We start from the raw sequence: 18,148 nt of genomic DNA on the forward strand, positions 1-18,148 counted from the left end.
GGAACCACCATGTCCAACATGCTCATGAACCAGGCCGGTGGTTGCGGTTCCGGCAATTGCGCCTGCAAGTCCCAGGCGAAAAAGCAACGCTCGCCCTTCGACGATACCGATTTCGGCACGCCGCTGGTCCACGCCGACGTGGACGTCACGCTCGAGATCGACGGCCAGTCCGTCACCGTGCCGGCCGGCACGTCGGTGATGCGCGCTTCGATCGAGGCCGGCATCAACGTGCCCAAGCTCTGCGCCACCGACTCGCTCGAACCGTTCGGTTCGTGCCGCCTGTGCCTCGTGGAAATCGAAGGCCGCCGCGGCTATCCCGCCTCGTGCACGACGCCCGTCGAAGCGGGCATGAAGGTGCGCACGCAAAGCAACCAGCTGCAGAAGCTGCGCCGCAACGTGATGGAGCTGTACATCTCCGATCACCCGCTCGACTGCCTCACCTGCCCCGCCAACGGCGACTGCGAGCTGCAGGACATGGCCGGTGTGACGGGCCTGCGCGAAGTGCGCTACGGCTTCGACGGCGCGAATCACCTGAAAGACAAGAAGGACGAATCGAATCCGTACTTCACGTACGACCCGTCGAAGTGCATCGTCTGCAATCGTTGCGTGCGCGCGTGTGAAGAGACGCAAGGCACGTTCGCGCTGACCATTGCCGGGCGCGGCTTCGAATCGCGCGTGGCTGCCGGCGCGAGCGAATCGTTCATGGACTCGGAGTGCGTGTCGTGCGGCGCCTGCGTCGCCGCGTGCCCGACCGCGACGCTGCAGGAAAAGACCGTCGTGATGCTGGGCCAGGCCGAGCACTCGGTCGTGACGACCTGCGCCTATTGCGGCGTGGGCTGCTCGTTCAAGGCCGAGATGAAGGGCAACGAAGTCGTGCGCATGGTCCCGCACAAGAACGGCCAGGCGAACGAAGGCCATGCCTGCGTGAAGGGCCGCTTCGCGTGGGGCTACGCCACGCACAAGGACCGCATCAAGAAGCCGATGATCCGCGCGAAGATCACCGATCCGTGGCGCGAAGTGAGCTGGGACGAAGCGATCAACTACGCTGCAAGCGAGTTCCGCCGCATCCAGGCGAAGCACGGGCGCGATTCGATCGGCGGCATCACGTCGTCGCGCTGCACGAACGAGGAAACCTACCTCGTGCAAAAGCTCGTGCGCGCCGCGTTCGGCAACAACAACGTCGATACCTGCGCACGCGTGTGCCACTCGCCCACGGGCTACGGTCTCAAGACGACGCTCGGGGAATCGGCGGGCACGCAGACCTTCGCCTCCGTCGATCACTCCGACGTGATCATGGTCGTGGGCGCGAACCCCACCGACGGTCACCCCGTGTTCGGCTCGCGCCTGAAGCGCCGCGTGCGTCAGGGCGCGAAGCTGATCGTCGTCGATCCGCGCCGCATCGACATCGTCGACACCGCGCACGTGAAGGCCGAGCATCACCTGCAACTGCGCCCGGGCACCAACGTCGCGATGATCAACTCGATCGCGCACGTGATCGTCACCGAAGGGCTCGTGAATGAAGCGTTCGTGGCGGAGCGCTGCGAAACGCGCGCGTTCGAGCAATGGCGCGATTTCGTCTCGCTGCCGGAAAACTCGCCCGAAGCGATGGCCGAAGTGACCGGCGTGCCGGCCGAGCAGGTGCGCGCCGCCGCGCGCCTCTACGCGCAGCAAGGCAACTCGGCGATCTACTACGGCCTCGGCGTCACGGAACACGCACAAGGCTCGACCATGGTGATGGGCATCGCCAACCTCGCGATGGCCACGGGCAATATCGGCCGCGAAGGCGTGGGCGTGAATCCGCTGCGCGGCCAGAACAACGTGCAGGGTTCGTGCGACATGGGTTCGTTCCCGCACGAGCTGCCCGGCTATCGCCACGTGGGCGACTCGACCGTGCGCGGCCTGTTCGAAGACGCCTGGAACGTCGCGCTGCAAAGCGAGCCGGGCCTGCGCATTCCGAACATGTTCGAAGCGGCGCTCGACGGCACCTTCATGGGCCTCTATTGCCAGGGCGAGGACATCGTTCAGTCCGACCCGAACACGCAGCACGTGGCGGCGGCGCTTTCGTCGATGGAATGCATCGTCGTGCAGGACATCTTCCTGAACGAGACGGCAAAGTACGCGCACGTGCTGCTGCCGGGCTCGTCGTTCCTCGAAAAGGACGGCACGTTCACCAACGCCGAGCGCCGCATCTCGCGCGTGCGCAAGGTCATGCCGCCGATCGCCGGCTACTCGGACTGGGAAGTGACGATCCTGCTCTCGCGTGCGCTCGGCTACGAGATGGACTACACGCATCCGTCGCAGATCATGGATGAGATCGCGCGCCTCACGCCCACCTTCCACGGCGTCTCGTACAAGAAGATCGACGAGATGGGCAGCATCCAGTGGCCGTGCAACGAAGAAGCGCCCGACGGCACCCCGATCATGCACATCGACGAGTTCGTGCGCGGCAAGGGCAAGTTCGTCATCACGAAGTTCATCGCCTCGCCGGAGAAGGTCACGCGCCGCTTCCCGCTCCTGCTCACGACGGGCCGCATCCTCTCGCAGTACAACGTGGGCGCGCAAACCCGCCGCACCGAAAACTCGCGCTGGCACGAGGAGGATCGCCTCGAGATCCATCCGGTGGACGCCGAAGATCGCGGCATCCGCGACGGCGACTGGGTAGGCATCGAATCGCGCGCGGGCCATACCGTGCTGCGCGCGAAGGTCAGCACGCGCATGCAGCCGGGCGTGGTCTATACGACGTTCCACTTCCCCGAGTCGGGCGCGAACGTCATCACCACGGATGCCTCCGACTGGGCCACGAACTGCCCCGAGTACAAGGTGACGGCCGTGCAGGTCAGCCACGTGCAGCAGCCCTCGGAGTGGCAGCGCGAATACTCGCGCTTCAACACCACCCAGCTCGAGCTGCTCAGCAAGCGCGAACCGCTTACAACCTCAGGGAAATAAAGCGATGAAAGCTGATCACTTGATCGAAATGGCGAACCAGATAGGCATGTTCTTCGACTCGCTGCCCGATCGCGAGGAGGCGCTCACGGGCATCGCGGAGCACATCCGCAAGTTCTGGGAGCCGCGCATGCGCCGCACGCTGCTCGCGGCGCTCGATGGCGAAGGCGAGCAAGCGGGCTTCACGGAGATCGTGCTCGCCTCGCTCACGAAGCATCGCGAGGCGCTGATGCCCGCGGCGGCTTGAGCCGGGCCAGCCGGCCCGTCACATGAGACGCAAGGCGCCGCGCGGTTCAGATCGGCGGCGCCTGGGCAAATCCCGCCGCCGCGTACCACGTCTCGCAGTGGCGCAGCAGCGCATTGAGGTCCGACGCGGGACGCCCCCGCGCGCCGATGTAGCCGTCGGGCCGCACCAGATAAAACGCGGGCCGCGTGCGCCCGTACGATTCGGTTAGCGAGGCCGCGCCCTCGCCCGCCAGCGGCGTCTCGCCGTTGGCGAGTTCAGCGATCCACCAGACCCGCAGCGCCTGCGGAAACAGCCGCTCGACGGCTTCGGCAAAACGCTGGAGCGTTGTCCTCACCTCTGCGCCGTTTTTCGCCGCTGCCGCGTCGGCGTCGCCCTCCACCAGCAGGAACAACGAAAAGCACGCCGGGTCGTGCAGATCGAAGATGCGCCCCTTGCCCGGCGCCTTGCCGAGCGGTCCGTCCACCACGCGCACGAATGCGTCCGGGGCGCGCTCACCCGCGCGGGGGCCGCCGTCCAGCACGCGCTCGAGCGTGAGCGGGCTGCGGCGATACTGGATCGACAGCTCGCTCACCGCCTGGCGCGCCGCGTCGCGCAGCGGCCCGAGCGCGACGAGCGCCGGCATCACGCGCTCGCGCAGCAGCTTGAGCGGGCCGTGATCGGCCTCCACCAGTTGCGTCATGAAGCTCGTCTGCTGCAGCACCAGCCGCTCGATCGGATAACGCTCCGCGTGGTAAGTGTCGAGCAGGCGCTCGGGCGCCCCGCGCGCGTGCACGCGGGCGATCTTCCAGCCCAGATTGAAGGCTTCCTGAATGCCCGTGTTCAAGCCCTGCGCGCCCGCGGGGCTGTGCACGTGCGCGGCGTCGCCGGCAAAGAAGGTGCGCTCGACGCGCAGCTGCCGCACCATGCGGCTGTTCACGCTGAAGTAAGAAGCCCAGCTCATGTCCGAGACGGACACCGGATGGTGCACGCGCTGCAGGATGATGTCGCGGCATTCCGCCAGCGTCGGCACGGGGATCGTGCCTTCGGGCGCGGCGGGCAGCATGGCCTTGTGATCGGCGATCAGGCGGTAGCGGCCGTGGCCGAACGGAAAGAGCGCGGCGAGGCCGTCGCCCGAGGCGAAGATGTGGAACTCGTCGTCGGACCACGGCGTGCTCGCGCTCAGGTCGGCGAGCAGGAACGACTGCGCCATCGTCTCGCCGTCGAACTTCATGTCGAGTCGATGGCGCACAGTGCTGTGCGCGCCGTCGGCGGCGATCACGTAAGCGCAGCGCACCGACTCGACGCGCCCGTCGGGCCGGCGCACTTCCGCGCTCGCGCCGGCCGAGCCCTGGGTGTACTCCAGCAGCTCGCAACCGCGCTCGATCTCCACGCCGAGTGTCGCGAGATGCCCGCCGAGGATGCGTTCGGTAACCGTCTGTTCAATGAAGAGCAGATAGGGATAGCGCGTGAAGAGCGGATCGAAGTCGAGCCGCGCGCGGCGCTGGCCGTTCGAATAGAGATTCGCGATATGCGCGCGGTGGCCGAGTTCGAGAAACGGCTCGACGATGCGATGCTGCTCGAACAGTTCGAGCGTGCGCGCCTGAATGCCGATCGCCCGCGAGTGGCGTCCGGGCTGCGGCGCGCGATCGATCAGCCGCACGGGGATATGCGCGCGCGCAAGACTCATCGCGGCGGCAAGCCCGGTGGGTCCCGCGCCCACGATGAGCACGGGCGCGAGAGAAGAAGCCACGGCCATGCAGACCTCCATGCGCTCGACACGATACAAGGGCCTGCTCAAATGAATAACAGGCTTGCGAACGCGCCTTGCCGACTGCAGGGCAAGGAGGGCGGCGCGCCGTTTGGCCGAGCCAAATGCCCCGAAGGAAATCCCCTTGGGGGACAAGCGACGCGCGACGCTGCAATGCGGCCGGCAAGGCACGTTCCCCAAACCAACTAATTGCATTACAGGGGCTGGCCACCAGAAGGGCCGATCGCTGCGCCATGCTCCTCACGAATACGTTGAGTATTCGCTTCGTCGCAATCCTTGCGCTCGGCCCTTCTGGTGGCCAGCGCAAGCCTGTTGTTCATGCGAGCAGGCCCTTAGTGTATCGCCCGCGCCCGGACCGGTCGCGCGGCGGCGCATCAAATGCGCTCTGAATCGAGCGGGAAGCCGCTGCGCGGATGGCCGCGCTTCAGTGCGCGTGCGGATGCCCGTGCGCTGGCGTGTGCCTGTGCACGCCGTCCGGCATGTCAAGCGCGCAGCGATGCTCGCTCGCACCGAGGTCCACCTGCAACGTCACGTGCCGCATGCCGAAGCGCAGCTGGAGCGACTCGACCATGTGATCGAGCGCAGCGTCGCCGGGGTGCCCCGCCGGCATCACGAGGTGCGCGCTCAGCGCGCAGCCCGTGGTCGAAAGCGCCCAGACGTGCAGGTCGTGCACATCGATCACGCCCTCCTGCTGCGCGAGGAAGCTGCGCACGCGCACGATGTCGACGTTCTCGGGCACGGCGGCAAGCGCCAGCCGCACCGACTCCCGCAACAGCCCCCAGGTGCCGTACACGATCACGAGCACCACGGCGATCGACATGAGCGGATCGATCCCGCTCCAGCCGGTCGCGAGGATCAGCAGACCGCTCACGGCCACGGCGGCGGAAACGCCGGCATCGGCGGCCATGTGCAGGAAGGCGCCGCGAATGTTCAGATCGTCCTTTTGCCCGCGCATGAACAGCCAGGCCGAAAAGCCGTTGACCACCATGCCGATGGTCGCCACGACGAACACGTCGAAGCCCGCGACCGGCGCCGGATGGAACAGCCGGCCAAGCGCCTGCGCGAGGATCGCGCCGCACGCGAGCAGGAGCAGCGCGGCGTTGGCGAGCGAGGCGAGGATCGACGAGCTGCCGAAGCCGAACGTGAAGCGCGCCGACGGACGGCGTGTCGCGAGCCACGCGGCGCCCCAGGCGAGCAGCAGGCCGAGCACGTCGGAGAGATTGTGGCCGGCATCGGCAAGCAGCGCGGTGGAATGCGCGAGCACGCCGTACACCGTCTGCACGACGACGATGAAGACGTTCAGCGCGACGGCGATGGCGAACGCGCGGCCGTGCCCCGCGACGGGCGCGTAATGATGGCGATGGTGGCCGTGCGCGTGAGCCTGCCCGTGCGGTGCGTGGGCGTCGTGCGCGTGGCCGTGGCCGCGATCGCGGTCGTGCTCGCCTTCGTGCTTCCCGGCGCCTTCGGCGTCATGCGCGTGTTCGTGATCCGCTGCGCTCATGCGCCCTCCTGCCATTGCGCCGAGGGCTCGGCCACGTGTTCCAGCATGCCGGCGATCATCGCGCTGATATGCGCGTCCGCGGCCGTGTAGAACACCTGCTTGCCTTCGCGTTCGGCGCGCACGACGCGCGCGGCGCGCAGCAGCCGCAGATGGTGACTCACGAGCGACGGCGACAAGCCGAGCGTGTCGGCGATCGCCCCCACGGCGATCCGGTCCTGCACACAGGCGAGCACGATACGCAGACGCGTGGCGTCGCCGAGCAGACGGAAGAGATCGGCGAGCGGAACGACGCGCTCGTCATCGGAAATTGGGGTCATGACTACACACGATACATATGAACAAGTGTTCAAATGTTAGTTCAGCAACGGATGCCGGTCAACTTTCGATCAACATCCGGCCAACTTCGGGAACGGGTCCGCGAGTGTGGGAAAATGCCGCCTTTGTGTCTCGATCGCTTTGCTTCTTCAGTCATGGAACAGCTTTTTGTCCGCGCGTACGCCGCACATCGCGACGGCCGGCTGGACGACGCCGAGCGCGACTACCGCGCGACGCTCGCCGCCGATCCCGTGCACGTCGATGCGCTGCATCTGCTCGGCGTGCTGCGGCATCAGCGAGGCCAGCACGCCGAAGCCGCGGACCTCGTGCGCCGCGCGGTCGCCTTGCGCCCTGACGATGCCGCGCTCCAGCTGAATCTCGGCAACGCGCTCAAGGCGCTCGGCGAACTGGAAGGCGCGATCGAGCGCTTTCGCAACGCGCTCACGCTTGCGCCCGCTTTTGCCCTCGCGCATTACAACCTCGGCAACGCCTATGCGGCGATCGGCCGGCACGAGGACGCGATGTACGCGTTCGGCCAGGCCGTGCGCCTGCAGCCCGGCGACGCCTCCTCGCACAACAATCTCGGCAACGCGCTGCACGCGCTCGGCCGCCATGCCGAAGCCGCCGACTCGTTTCGCCGCGCGCTCAAGATCCGCCCGGACCACGCAGGGGCGCACAACAACCTCGGCATGTCGCTCAACGCGCTGGGCGACAGCGCGAGCGCCGTCGAACATTTCCAGAAGGCGCTGCGCGTGCAGCCGCGCTTCGTCGCCGCGCATTTCAATCTTGCGAATACGCTCGATGCGACCGGCCGTCACGGCGAGGCCGTGGCCGCCTTCGAGACCGCGCTTGCGCTGCAGCCGCATTTCGGGCCCGCCCTCTTCGGGCTCGGCAATGCGCTCGCCGCGCTCGGCCGCCACGACGCTGCCATCGGACCCTACGAGCGCGCGATCGGCTTCGATCCGAAATTTGCCCTCGCCTGGCTCGCGCTCGGCGTGGCGCATCACGCGCTCGGCCGCCATGCGGCCGCGCTGCGCGCCTTCGATGAAGCGCTGCGCGTGCGGCCCGACCTGGCCGCCGCGCATTTAAATCGCGCGCTCACGTGGCTCACGCTTGGCGACTTCCGGCGCGGACTGCCCGAGTACGAATGGCGGCTCGACCCGGCCGCGCGCGATGAGGCGCACGCCAACGCACCGCGCGGCGCTGGCTACGCCCTGCCCCCGCAGGTGAGTGCACCGATTGCGCCGCGCACGCCCCAAAGCACGCTGCCACGCTGGCACGGTGAGCCCCTGAACGGCCGCACGCTGCTGATCGAGGCCGAACAGGGTTTCGGCGACACGCTTCAGTTCGTGCGCTTCGTGCCGCAAGTCGTCGCAACCGCACAGAAAACCGGCGCGCGCGTCGTGCTCGAAGTGCAGCGCGCGCTCGTCCCGCTCATCGCGCCCGCGGCCGAGGCCTGGCGCGTGACACTCGTCGAGCAGGGCGCGCCCCGGCCCGCCGCCGACCTGCACTGCCCACTCCTCTCGCTGCCACTCGCGCTCGGCACGAGCCTCGACACATTGCCCGCGCGCACGCCCTACCTCAACGCCAGCGCGGCCTACGGACGCAAGTGGCGCGGCTCGCTGGGCGGCCAGGCGCGGCGCAAGATCGGCCTCGCGTGGTCCGGACGCATCCAGAAGCACGAGAATCGTGCGATTGCGCTCGCCGCGCTCGAACCGCTCTTCGCGCTCGACGGCATCGACTGGATCGTCCTGCAACCGGAACTCAGCGCCGCGGAACACGCGGCGCTCGACGCGCATCCGCGAGCCCGCTCGATCCATCGGCTCGGCGGCAAGCTGCAGGACTTCGCGGATACCGCGGCCGTGATCGAGCGTCTGGACGGCGTCGTGTCGATCGATACCTCGATCGCCCACCTCGCGGGCGCGCTGGGCGCGAAACTCTGGGTCATGCTGCCGTTCGCCGCGGACTGGCGCTGGTTTGCGGGCACTGACGAAAGCCCCTGGTACCCGCGCGCGCGGCTCGTGCGTCAGCCGCGCCCGCATGCATGGGCGGAAGTCGTGGATACGGTCGCGCGCGAGCTGCGCGACGCGTAAGCGGCACAATGAAAAACGGGGCGCCTGAGCACCCCGTTTTTTTGCTTTTGCCGCGAAGTCGCGGATCACCCGATCCGCAAATCAAGCCGCCTTGTACTGATTGCGCGCTTCCGGCGTGCGATAGAGCACGAGCGTCGCGATGAGGCCGCATACGCCCGCGACGCCCATCCACGCCCCCGGCGCCGCCTTGTTGCCGCTCACGTGGATGAGGTAGGTCGAGATCGCCGGCGTGAAACCGCCAATCGTCGTCGCGAGGCTGTAGGCGAGCGAGAAGCCGGCGGTGCGCACGTCGGCGGGCATGACTTCGGTGAGCGCCACGACCATCGCGCCGTTGTAGCAGGCGTAGAGGAACGACAGCCACAGCTCGACCGTGAGCAGGCGGCCGAACGACGGTTCCGCCACGAGCCACTGCACCGTGGGATAGGCGGTGAGGATCGTGAGCACCGTGAAGGTGATCAGCATCGGACGGCGGCCCACACGGTCCGAAACCGCCCCGGAAACCGGCAGCCAGAAGAGGTTCGACAAGCCGATACAGACCGTCACGATAAGCGTGTCGAGTTCGTTCAACCTGAGCACTTCCTTGCCGAAGGTCGGCGTGTAGGCGGTGATGAGGTAGAACGACACGGTCGTCATGATGACCATGCCCATGCCGGCGATCACGACGCTCCAGTTCTGCAGCATCGACGCCATGATTTCGCCCATCGAAGGACGATGTTTCTTCCTGGCGAACTCCTCCGTTTCCTGGAGCGAACGGCGAATGATGAACAGGAACGGCACGATCAGGCAGCCGATGAGGAACGGCACGCGCCAGCCCCAGTTCGTCATGTGCTCGACGGGCAGCAGGCGATGCAGCAGCACGCCCAGCAGCGCGGCAAACACCACGGCGACCTGCTGGCTGCCCGACTGCCACGAGACGTAGAAGCCCTTGTTGCCCTTGGTCGCGATCTCGGAGAGATAGACCGAGACGCCGCCCAGTTCCACGCCCGCCGAGAAACCCTGCAGCAGGCGCCCCAGCAGCACGAGCGCCGGCGCGAGTATGCCGATGGTCGCGTAGCCCGGCACGACGGCGACCGCGAGCGTGCCGAACGCCATCAGGCCGAGCGTGAGCATGAGGCCCTTGCGGCGGCCGTGATGGTCGATGTACGCGCCGAGGATGATGGCGCCGAGCGGACGCACGAGGAAGCCTGCGCCGAACACGGACAGTGTGAGCATGAGCGAAGCGAACGCATTGTCACTCGGGAAGTAGGTCCGGGCGATCGCCGAAGCGTAGTAGCCGTAGACCATGAAATCGTACATTTCCAGGAAGTTGCCGCTGACGACGCGGAAAACGGTCCGGAATCTGGATTCGCCTGGGGATGCGTGGGACGCGGTAGACATGACACTCTCTGAAGAGACTGTCCGGGAAGCCTGAGCGGCTCGCGGGACAGTGAAAAACAATCACTCGCGGTCAGCGAGGGTCGCGCGGGCGCGCGCGCGGGCATTTTATTGTGCGGTACGCGCCGGGACTCAGATATTCGGGCATTTTCTTAAAAGTGGCCAGCAAAAAACATCAACAAAGGCCACTTCTTCCATTTTTATTACGATATAGATTCATTATTCTTTCATTGCGGGCGAGCGCGCCGCGAGCGTCCTCGAATGGGGCAAAATATCCTGCAGCAGGGCTCGGCGCGCGGCCCCCGACGCGCGCCCTGATCCAGACGCACACACGTCCGCCATCCGCATGACCGAAATCCCAGCCCTCACGCTGCGCCCGGCCACCGTCGCCGATGCTCCCTTGCTCGCCGCCATGCACGCCGCAAGCTGGCAGGCCACGTATCGCGCGCTGCTGCCCGCTGCGTTTCTCGAGCGCGAAGTCGACGCCGAGCGCGCGGCTTACTGGCGCGCGCGCATGGAGGCGCCGGGCGGCGAACGCCGGCTCGTCCTGATCGCCGAGCTGGCATCGGGTGCGGCGGTGGGCTTCGTGTGCGTCGAACGCCAGCCGGGCTCTCCCTGGGGCGTGCTGCTCGACAATCTTCACGCGCTGCCGGCGCATCAGGGCACCGGCGTCGGCAAGCGGCTCATGCGCGCGGCGCAGGACTGGGCGCGCGCCCAGGGCGAAACGCAGCTCTATCTGTACGTGCTCGACGGCAACACGCCCGCGATTGCGTTCTACGAGCGCCAGGGCTGGACCTATTCGGGCTCGGAGCCCGACCGCATGGGCGGCATCGACATCACGGCACTGCGTTACGTGTACCGGCTCGGCGGCCAGTGAAGTCCGCGAGATGCAGAGCAAGGAATCCAGGCTTTTAAGCCATTTCCGATGGAACGGCGAAATGGCGACGGTCATGATCGGCGGCATCCCTTTAATTACATGCGCCGCAGGCGCCCCATCGATGACATTGCCGCGCGGCGCCGTCGCCGGACCGGGGTTGCGAGAGATCGATGTCAACATTTCAATTCGTTCAGGTCGAAGGCGCGCTCGCGTTGCCGCATATTCGCCCGCTGGCCCATTTGCCCGCGTCGTTTGGCCGGGAATGGGCGCTAACGCCTCCCCATTTCAGCCTGCGCGCCGAACTGCGCGCGCTCTATGCCGCCAGCATGCGCACGGTGTGTCTGAGCGCCGAAGCATTTCGTGCCGCGGTCGGCTGGGGCGACGATCACCGTCCGGCTTCGCAGCCTCCGAGGCCCGTTGCAGCGCTTGTTGCCGGGGCCGCCGGGCGAGCCGCAGATGCGGGGAGCGCGCCTGAGCGCACATCGCCGTTCGAGCAGCGCAGGCTCACTGGCGGCGCGGTCGCGATTGGCGGCGCCGCACTGCTCGCATGGATCGTCGCGAGTCATGCGCCGCGCGAGTCGGCAAGCGCAAGCAGCAACGCGAGCCTGCGCGCAAATGCGAGCACGGTTCAAGACACCTCGCAGCGCCTGGCCGATGCGCGCTTACGGCACGCGTCGCCTGCGAGACTGGCCGAGCGCGAAACGCTCAGCAACGAGCGTGCGGTCGAGCGCAGTGGCGGTCAGCGCGTTGCGGAACGCGGCACGCACCTGCGTCGCGACGTCCGCACGTTTGCGCCATATCGCGAACCGGGTCCGCTAACGTCACATCGCGCGCATGGCGCCTACCCGCAAGCGCAAGGCTATGCGCCAGGGTCAGCCGGTGCGAATCCCGCCGACGACTACGCGTCCATCCTTGCCTATGCGAAAACGTACGTCCCTGCCCGCGCATCGATTTCGCCAGCCGTGCCGGTCGACAGTACGGAGTGGGTCAATCATGTTTCGCAACGTCGCATCACCGAGGTGCCCGATCGATTCGCCCCGTGACTCACGGGTCCGCCTGCCGTCGCACCATAAAAAAGCCCGGCAAATGCCGGGCTTTTTTGTCGCTCGCAGGTGGAACAAGGACGAGATGTTCTCAGTGCCCCGCCCCGGGCAGGCCCGACTCCGTGGCGCGCTGCAGTGCGTCCACCTGCCTCTGCAGTTCACGCAATTGCGCCTGGGCCTGCGCCTTCTGCGCGTTGAGCGCCGCTGCGTCGCCCCGCGCGTGACGCTGGTCGTCGTCGACTCGCGCCTGCTGCGTGCGAGCAATGGCAAGATCGGCTTGCAGGCGGCGGGCACGTTCTTCGGACATCGCGATCACGCGTTCGATGAAGGTCTTTTGCGCCTCGAGCACCGTGCGGCGTATTTCGACCTGGGAAAGCTGCTCGGTTTGCCGCACGAAGTCGGCGTAGATCGCCTCGGAACGTGCTTCGTCCTGCGAACGGATCACGCGCCAGAAGTGCTTGCTCTGAAACAGCACGACGTAGTAAGTCATCTCCGGCGCGTAGAAGAAGAGACTCGCCCCATAGCTCGCGTTATAGGTCGTACGCAGTTCGACGAGCTGGGCGTCGTGAATCAGTTGCATGAGCGTGGCAACGTCGCCTTGCGCGGCGCCGGCACTGGCCTGCTCGTCCGCGTTGGCCATCTTGCCCGCCAGCGGCACACGCTCTCCAGCCGCTTCGGTCATTGCGGCCGGGTCCGCCGCGTCGGCCGGCGTGCCGGCCCATGCCGTCGCGCCGTGCTGCAGCAGCACGAGTGCTGCTGCGCTGAGCATCACGCGACGCAACGTGATTGAGTGCTTCATACCCGCCTGGCCCATTCAGGATTGTCAGTAACCCTTCATTATCGCCGCCGGGAAATCTCAAAAACGACGTTTAAATCTGGATAAGCAGTGGAATCGAAAGATTGGGGCGAGTCTTATGCAGAAAGCGCGCCGATCAAGGATAAAACGGGCGCACGGCACACAGGACGCCGGGGAAGGAGATCGAATTGAGAAAGCCGCGCGCAGGTCGCGCGCGGTAGGGATGGCGTTGCTGTGATGCGCCGTGATCGCCCGTAGTTGGCAATCAGAAGCGGGTTTCGCGCGCGGCTCGCAAGAAGGTGTCGAGCAGCGGCGTGCAGTCGAGCAGTTCGGGGCCGCCCGCGCGATGGAACTCGGGGTGCCACTGCACACCCACGACGAATGGCGAGCGCCGGTAACGCACCGCCTCGATGAGCCCGTCGCCGGCCGACACGGCCTCGACGGTCAGGTCACGTCCGAGATTCCTCACGGCCTGATGGTGAATCGAGTTGACGATCGCCTCGCGTCGCCCGGGGAACATGGTCGCGAACGTGGAGCCCTCCGGGAACGTGACCGCGTGGCGATGCTGGTCGTAATGCTCGCTCACGTGCACGTCGGCCGTGGGCACGTCGCTCGCGATGTCCTGATAGAGCGTGCCGCCGAACGCCACGTTGATGAGCTGGCAGCCGCGGCACACGCCTAGCACCGGCTTGCCCGATTCGACGAACTCATGCAGCAGTTCGAGTTCGTACATGTCGCGCACGCGGTCGCCCGGCCATTCGGGGCGCGGCGAGATTTCCGCATACGTCTGCGGCGAGACGTCGGCGCCGCCCTGGAGCAGCAGGCCGTCGAGATGCTTCGCGTAATCGCGCAGGCGAATATTGCTCGGGTGCAGCATCCCCTGGTGCCCGACCGTCGGGATCATGAACACGATGACATCGCGGGACATCACCCAGTGTGCGATCGATTCCTCCAGGTATTGCAGCGTCTTGCCGCGCAGCCCTTGCGCGCCCGGCTCCGGGTGGAAGATCCGCGCCGAGACGCCGATGCGCAGCGTGCGCTGCGTGATGCGCTGACCGGCGCGGTCGAACAGCTGCCGCGCACGCGCCGCGACGATGCGGCCGAACACCGCCCAGGCCGAATCGCTCGGGCGCAGATAGCGCGGCGGTTCCGGCGGAATGGCGCCGGGCGGCGGCGGATGATGCGCCGTGAAGTCGGGCGCCTGGCCGAAGCCGGCCGGCGCCGCACCGGGACGTTGCGGCGCAGCAGACGCGGCCGCCTCGCCAGTGCTGGCCGGTGCGGTATGCGGGGCCGGCGCGGGCGCCGCCTTGCCGGCCTCGGCGGTTTCGCTGATCGGAATACTCGGCGTGGTCCCCGTCGGCGCCTGCTTCGGCAATTCGCCGGGCGTGGAAGCCGCTGCCGCCCCTCCGGCGCTGGGCGTGACGGTCGAAGCGCTTTCGGGCGCATCGGTCGAGGCACGTTGCGCGGCTTCCCCGGAGGGCGAAGCGGAGGGCGAGGCAGAGGGAGAACCGGCGGGAGGAGAGGACGAGGCCGCGGGGGCGCCGGCAGGACCGGCATCGGCAGGACGGCTTGCGCCGTCAGGGACCTCGGGTTGGTCTGATTTGTTATCGCTCATGACGTGGGGTCAGGCGCGCGGCGCGCGAACGAATGAACAGGCTTTGATTATCCGTCGCACGGCACGCCGCCGCCACCCCCGCACACAATTGCTCACATCCCGTCACACCAGCGGCGCCTCGGACACGCTCAGGTCAGACATCCGGCCGCTCGTCGAAGGTTTCGCGCAACGCAATCTGCATCGACGCGTGGATCTTCACGCACCAGCGCCACAGCAGCATGGTGAGCGCCGCCGCGCACACCAGCACGCCGACGAGGAAGCCCGTGGGCGGCAGGATCGTCCCCGAGAGCGCCGCCACGAGCAGGAACACGCCGAACATCGAGACCACCGGCACCAGTTCCGCAATCACATGACGGATCGCGCGCGTAAAGCGCCCGGCCTTCTCCGGCTGCACGCTCACTTCGGCGAGCAACAGCGCGAGCGACTGCGTCTTGCGCCACACCGCCACGAGAAACGGCATCGCGAGCACGAGCGCGGCGCTCCACAGGACGACGCGCTGAATGCGCTCGTCGCCGATCCAGTGCGCAAGCAACGGCGCCGCGTAGCGCGCGCCATACGAGACGCCGATGAAGATCGCCGAGACGAGCGCAAGATTCACGGCAATCTGCACGACGATGCGCTTCGTGAGCGAAAAGATCGTGGGCCCGTCCGAGCGCGGCACGAGGCAGCGCAGCCACTGGCCGTACATGCCGAACACGTTCGAGACGGCGGGCGGCATGGCGCGCGCGAGGCGCTGCGAGAGCGGATCGGCAATGCGGATCAGGTAAGGCGTGGTGAGCGTCGTGATGGCCGAGACGGTCACGGCGATCGGATAGAGAAACCCGCTCGTCACCTTCAGCGTGAGGCCGAGCGAGGCGATGATGAACGAGAACTCGCCGATTTGCGAGACGGTCATGCCGACGCGCATGGCGGTGCGCCCGTCGCGGCCCGCGAGAAAGGTGCCGAGGCCGCACGACACGAGCTTGCCGAGCACCACGGCAAGCGAGATCACGGCGATCGGCCAGGCGTAGTCGACCAGCACGAGCGGGTTGAGCATGAGCCCGATCGTCACGAAGAAGATGGCGGAGAACGCATCGCGCAGCGGCGCGACGAGATGCTCGATGCGATGCAGATGGCGCGACTCGGCCATCACCGCGCCGATCAGGAACGCGCCGAGCGCGATCGAATAGTCGAGCTTCACGACCAGCAGGCAAAAGCCGAAGCAAAAGCCCAGCACCGAGACGAGCAGCATCTCGTCATTGCCCACGCGCGCGATATAGCCGAGCACGCGCGGCACGATCAGGATGCCCGCGAGCAGCGAGACCAGCATGAAGAGCAGCAGTTTGCCGAGCGTGATGAGCGCGATGCCCGGCGAGAGCTCGCCCGTCTGTGCGATGCCGCCCAGCAGCACGAGCATGGCGATGCCGAGAATGTCCTCGACGATCAGGATGCCGAACACGAGTTGCGCGAACGGCTCGCGCTTCACGCCGAGATCGGAGAGCGCCTTGACGATGATCGTGGTCGAAGAGATGGCGAGAATCGCGCCGAGGAACAGCGCATCCATCGTGGCCCAGCCGAACGCGCGGCCTATCTCGTAGCCGATCCAAAGCATCAGCACGATTTCCGAGAGCGCCGCGACGATGGCGGTCGCGCCCACCTGGAAGAGCTTGCGCAGGCTGAATTCGAGGCCGAGCGAGAACATCAGGAACACCACCCCGAGCTCGCCGAGCGTCTGGATGGTCTGCTCGTCGTGAATGAGCTGGAACGGCGGCGTGTACGGCCCGATGATCACGCCCGCCGCGATATAGCCGAGCACGACCGGCTGCTTCAGGCGATGAAACAGCACGGTGACGACGCCTGCGAGCGCCATCACGACTGCCAGATCCTGAATGAAGCCGATTCCGTGGTGCATGAAGGTCTTTCCTTACAAATAGCTATCGATTCTGCGCATGTTACCCGATGCGCGGCGTGAGCCAAATCGCACGCAAGGAAAAAAGCCGACCTACAATGATGCGACCCTTGCAGGCGCCGCCCGCCCTCGGCGCCCTTCGCCGGCGGCCCGCCCGCCTGCTCCGCTGAACTTCGCGCAGCGCGCCGCCGCGCATTGACCGAGTCTTCCGCCGCCATGACCACCGCTTTTACCCCGTTTCCTCCCCTCGCCCAGCTCGCGGCCGATCTCGCCGCGGGCCGTACGACGAGCCGTGCGCTCGCCGAAGCCGCGCTCGAGCGCATCGCCGACCCGGCCGGCCAGGGCGCAACCGTCTTCACGCACGTCGATGCCGCGCGCGTGCGCGCCGCCGCCGACGCGCACGATCGCCTGCGCGCGGCCGGCACCGTGCTTTCGCCGCTCGCGGGCATTCCCGTCTCGGTGAAGGATCTGTTCGACGTGGCGGGCGAAGTCACGCGCGCAGGTTCCACGGCGCTCGCGAACGCGGCGCCCGCCAAAGAGGACGCCACCGCCGTCGCGCGGCTGCGCCATGCGGGGGCGGTGCTGGTCGGCCGGACCAACATGAGCGAATTCGCGTTCTCGGGGCTCGGCCTGAATCCGCACTACGGCACGCCGCTCTCGCCCTGGCGCCGTGGCGTGGCAGGCGACGCGCGCGTGGCGGGCGGTTCGTCCTCGGGCGCGGCGGCCTCGGTCGCGGACGGCATGGCCGCCGTCGCGCTCGGCACCGACACCGGCGGCTCCATCCGCATCCCCGCCGCGTTCTGCGGGCTCACGGGCTTCAAGCCCACCGCCGGGCGGATTCCGAAAACGGGCGGCGTGCCGCTCTCCCCCACGCTCGACTCGTTTGGCCCGATCGGCAATACGGTGGCGTGCTGCGCACTCATGGACCGCGTGCTCGCCGGGCTCGCGCCGCACGTGCCGGCCGCGCGCCACCTCGAAGGCGTGCGCCTCGGCGTGCTGACCAACTACGTGACCGACGACGTGGACCCCGAAGTCGCGGAAACGATCGATACGGCGCTCAAGCATCTGGATGCGGCCGGCGCGATCGTGAGCGAAGTCCGCTTTGGCGCCTTCGAGCGCTTCGCGGGGATCAACCGCATCGGCTTCTCGCCGATGGAAGCGTATGCGTGGCATCGCGAGCTGATTGCGAAGCATCGGCACCAGTACGACCCGCGCGTGCTGGTGCGCATCCTGAAGGGCGAGCACGCCACGGCCGCAGATTATCTGGACCTGATCGCCGCGCGCGCAGCGGTCATCGCCGAGGCCCAGGCGACGCTCTGGTCGCGCTTCGACGCCGTGATCGCGCCGACCGTTCCCATCGCGCCGCCTCCCGTCGCCCCGCTTGCCGCCGACGACGATGTCTTCGCGCGCACCAACGCGCTCGTGCTGCGCAACCCGAGCGCTTTCAACTTCCTCGATGCCTGCGCGCTCTCGCTGCCATGCCACCACTACGGCGCGGCGCCAGTCGGGCTGATGCTCGCGGGCGCACCTGACAACGATGACGCGCTGCTCGCCATTGGCCGCGGCGTCGAAGCGGTGCTCGCGCCGCTGCGCTGATTTCGGCGGGGGCCGCGCGAGCACGCCCTGCGCGCGGGCGAGGACACGTCCGCGCCGTGCGCACCCTTCGCGCTAGAATCCCGTCACGCCGTCGCAGCCGCCTGTGCGCTGCG

At 67.4% G+C, this 18,148-nt stretch carries 13 protein-coding genes; 6 read left to right on the top strand and 7 right to left on the bottom strand.

Annotated features, from left to right (window positions below; all coding sequences use genetic code 11):
* Nucleotides 1-9 precede the first annotated feature (9 nt).
* Both fdhF and AB4Y44_RS08665 read left to right on the top strand, forming a co-directional pair.
* Nucleotides 10-2,946 carry a formate dehydrogenase subunit alpha gene (gene fdhF / locus AB4Y44_RS08660; protein WP_368699234.1) on the top strand — a complete coding sequence of 979 codons (2,937 nt, stop codon included), beginning with the start codon at nt 10-12 and terminating at the stop codon, nt 2,944-2,946.
* Between the two features lie 4 nt (nt 2,947-2,950).
* On the top strand, nt 2,951-3,190 hold the full coding sequence (locus tag AB4Y44_RS08665) for a formate dehydrogenase subunit delta (protein WP_254316108.1): 240 nt from the start codon (nt 2,951-2,953) through the stop codon (nt 3,188-3,190).
* 46 nt (nt 3,191-3,236) lie between these two features.
* Here the strand turns inward: AB4Y44_RS08665 and AB4Y44_RS08670 are convergent, their stop codons facing one another.
* The 3 genes from AB4Y44_RS08670 to AB4Y44_RS08680 all read right to left on the bottom strand — a co-directional run bounded on the left by AB4Y44_RS08670 (nt 3,237) and on the right by AB4Y44_RS08680 (nt 6,755).
* Entirely contained in the window at nt 3,237-4,925 is a 1,689-nt protein-coding gene (locus tag AB4Y44_RS08670; RefSeq protein ID WP_368699235.1) for an FAD-dependent monooxygenase, read from the bottom strand.
* Nucleotides 4,926-5,361: 436 nt separating this feature from the next.
* Complete coding sequence (locus tag AB4Y44_RS08675; RefSeq protein ID WP_368699236.1) at nt 5,362-6,438, bottom strand: cation diffusion facilitator family transporter; 1,077 nt, start codon at nt 6,436-6,438, stop codon at nt 5,362-5,364.
* Complete coding sequence (locus AB4Y44_RS08680) at nt 6,435-6,755, bottom strand: metalloregulator ArsR/SmtB family transcription factor (protein WP_342924996.1); 321 nt, start codon at nt 6,753-6,755, stop codon at nt 6,435-6,437. Before AB4Y44_RS08680 ends, AB4Y44_RS08675 begins: the two co-directional genes overlap by 4 nt.
* Nucleotides 6,756-6,908: 153 nt before the next feature.
* Between AB4Y44_RS08680 and AB4Y44_RS08685 the strand changes: the two genes are divergently transcribed.
* The gene (locus tag AB4Y44_RS08685) at nt 6,909-8,846 is read left to right on the top strand and encodes a tetratricopeptide repeat protein (protein WP_342924997.1); all 1,938 of its coding nucleotides are present in this window, start codon (nt 6,909-6,911) and stop codon (nt 8,844-8,846) included.
* Nucleotides 8,847-8,927: 81 nt separating this feature from the next.
* On the opposite strand, the gene AB4Y44_RS08690 is transcribed toward AB4Y44_RS08685, so the two are convergent.
* Complete coding sequence (locus AB4Y44_RS08690; RefSeq protein ID WP_368699237.1) at nt 8,928-10,223, bottom strand: MFS transporter; 1,296 nt, start codon at nt 10,221-10,223, stop codon at nt 8,928-8,930.
* 343 nt (nt 10,224-10,566) lie between these two features.
* Between AB4Y44_RS08690 and AB4Y44_RS08695 the strand changes: the two genes are divergently transcribed.
* Together AB4Y44_RS08695 and AB4Y44_RS08700 are read left to right on the top strand one after the other, a co-directional pair.
* A complete protein-coding gene (locus AB4Y44_RS08695; protein WP_342924999.1) occupies nt 10,567-11,097 on the top strand; it encodes a GNAT family N-acetyltransferase in 531 nt (176 codons plus the stop codon).
* Nucleotides 11,098-11,267: 170 nt separating this feature from the next.
* Entirely contained in the window at nt 11,268-12,140 is an 873-nt protein-coding gene (locus AB4Y44_RS08700) for a hypothetical protein (protein ID WP_368699238.1), read from the top strand.
* A 91-nt stretch (nt 12,141-12,231) separates the two neighbouring features.
* Here the strand turns inward: AB4Y44_RS08700 and AB4Y44_RS08705 are convergent, their stop codons facing one another.
* From AB4Y44_RS08705 to AB4Y44_RS08715, 3 genes are all read right to left on the bottom strand, one after another.
* On the bottom strand, nt 12,232-12,939 hold the full coding sequence (locus AB4Y44_RS08705; RefSeq protein WP_368699239.1) for a DUF2968 domain-containing protein: 708 nt from the start codon (nt 12,937-12,939) through the stop codon (nt 12,232-12,234).
* Nucleotides 12,940-13,201: 262 nt separating this feature from the next.
* A complete protein-coding gene (locus AB4Y44_RS08710; RefSeq protein ID WP_342924134.1) occupies nt 13,202-14,551 on the bottom strand; it encodes a type 1 glutamine amidotransferase in 1,350 nt (449 codons plus the stop codon).
* Nucleotides 14,552-14,684: 133 nt separating this feature from the next.
* Nucleotides 14,685-16,442 carry a cation:proton antiporter gene (locus AB4Y44_RS08715; RefSeq protein ID WP_368699240.1) on the bottom strand — a complete coding sequence of 586 codons (1,758 nt, stop codon included), beginning with the start codon at nt 16,440-16,442 and terminating at the stop codon, nt 14,685-14,687.
* Nucleotides 16,443-16,655: 213 nt separating this feature from the next.
* On the opposite strand from AB4Y44_RS08715, the gene AB4Y44_RS08720 reads away from it, so the two are divergent.
* Nucleotides 16,656-18,035, top strand: coding sequence for an amidase (locus tag AB4Y44_RS08720; protein ID WP_368699241.1), 1,380 nt, complete (start codon nt 16,656-16,658; stop codon nt 18,033-18,035).
* The last annotated feature ends 113 nt before the right edge of the window (nt 18,036-18,148 follow it).

The sequence above is a fragment of the Paraburkholderia sp. BR10937 genome (assembly GCF_040965695.1).
Classification (GTDB): domain Bacteria; phylum Pseudomonadota; class Gammaproteobacteria; order Burkholderiales; family Burkholderiaceae; genus Paraburkholderia.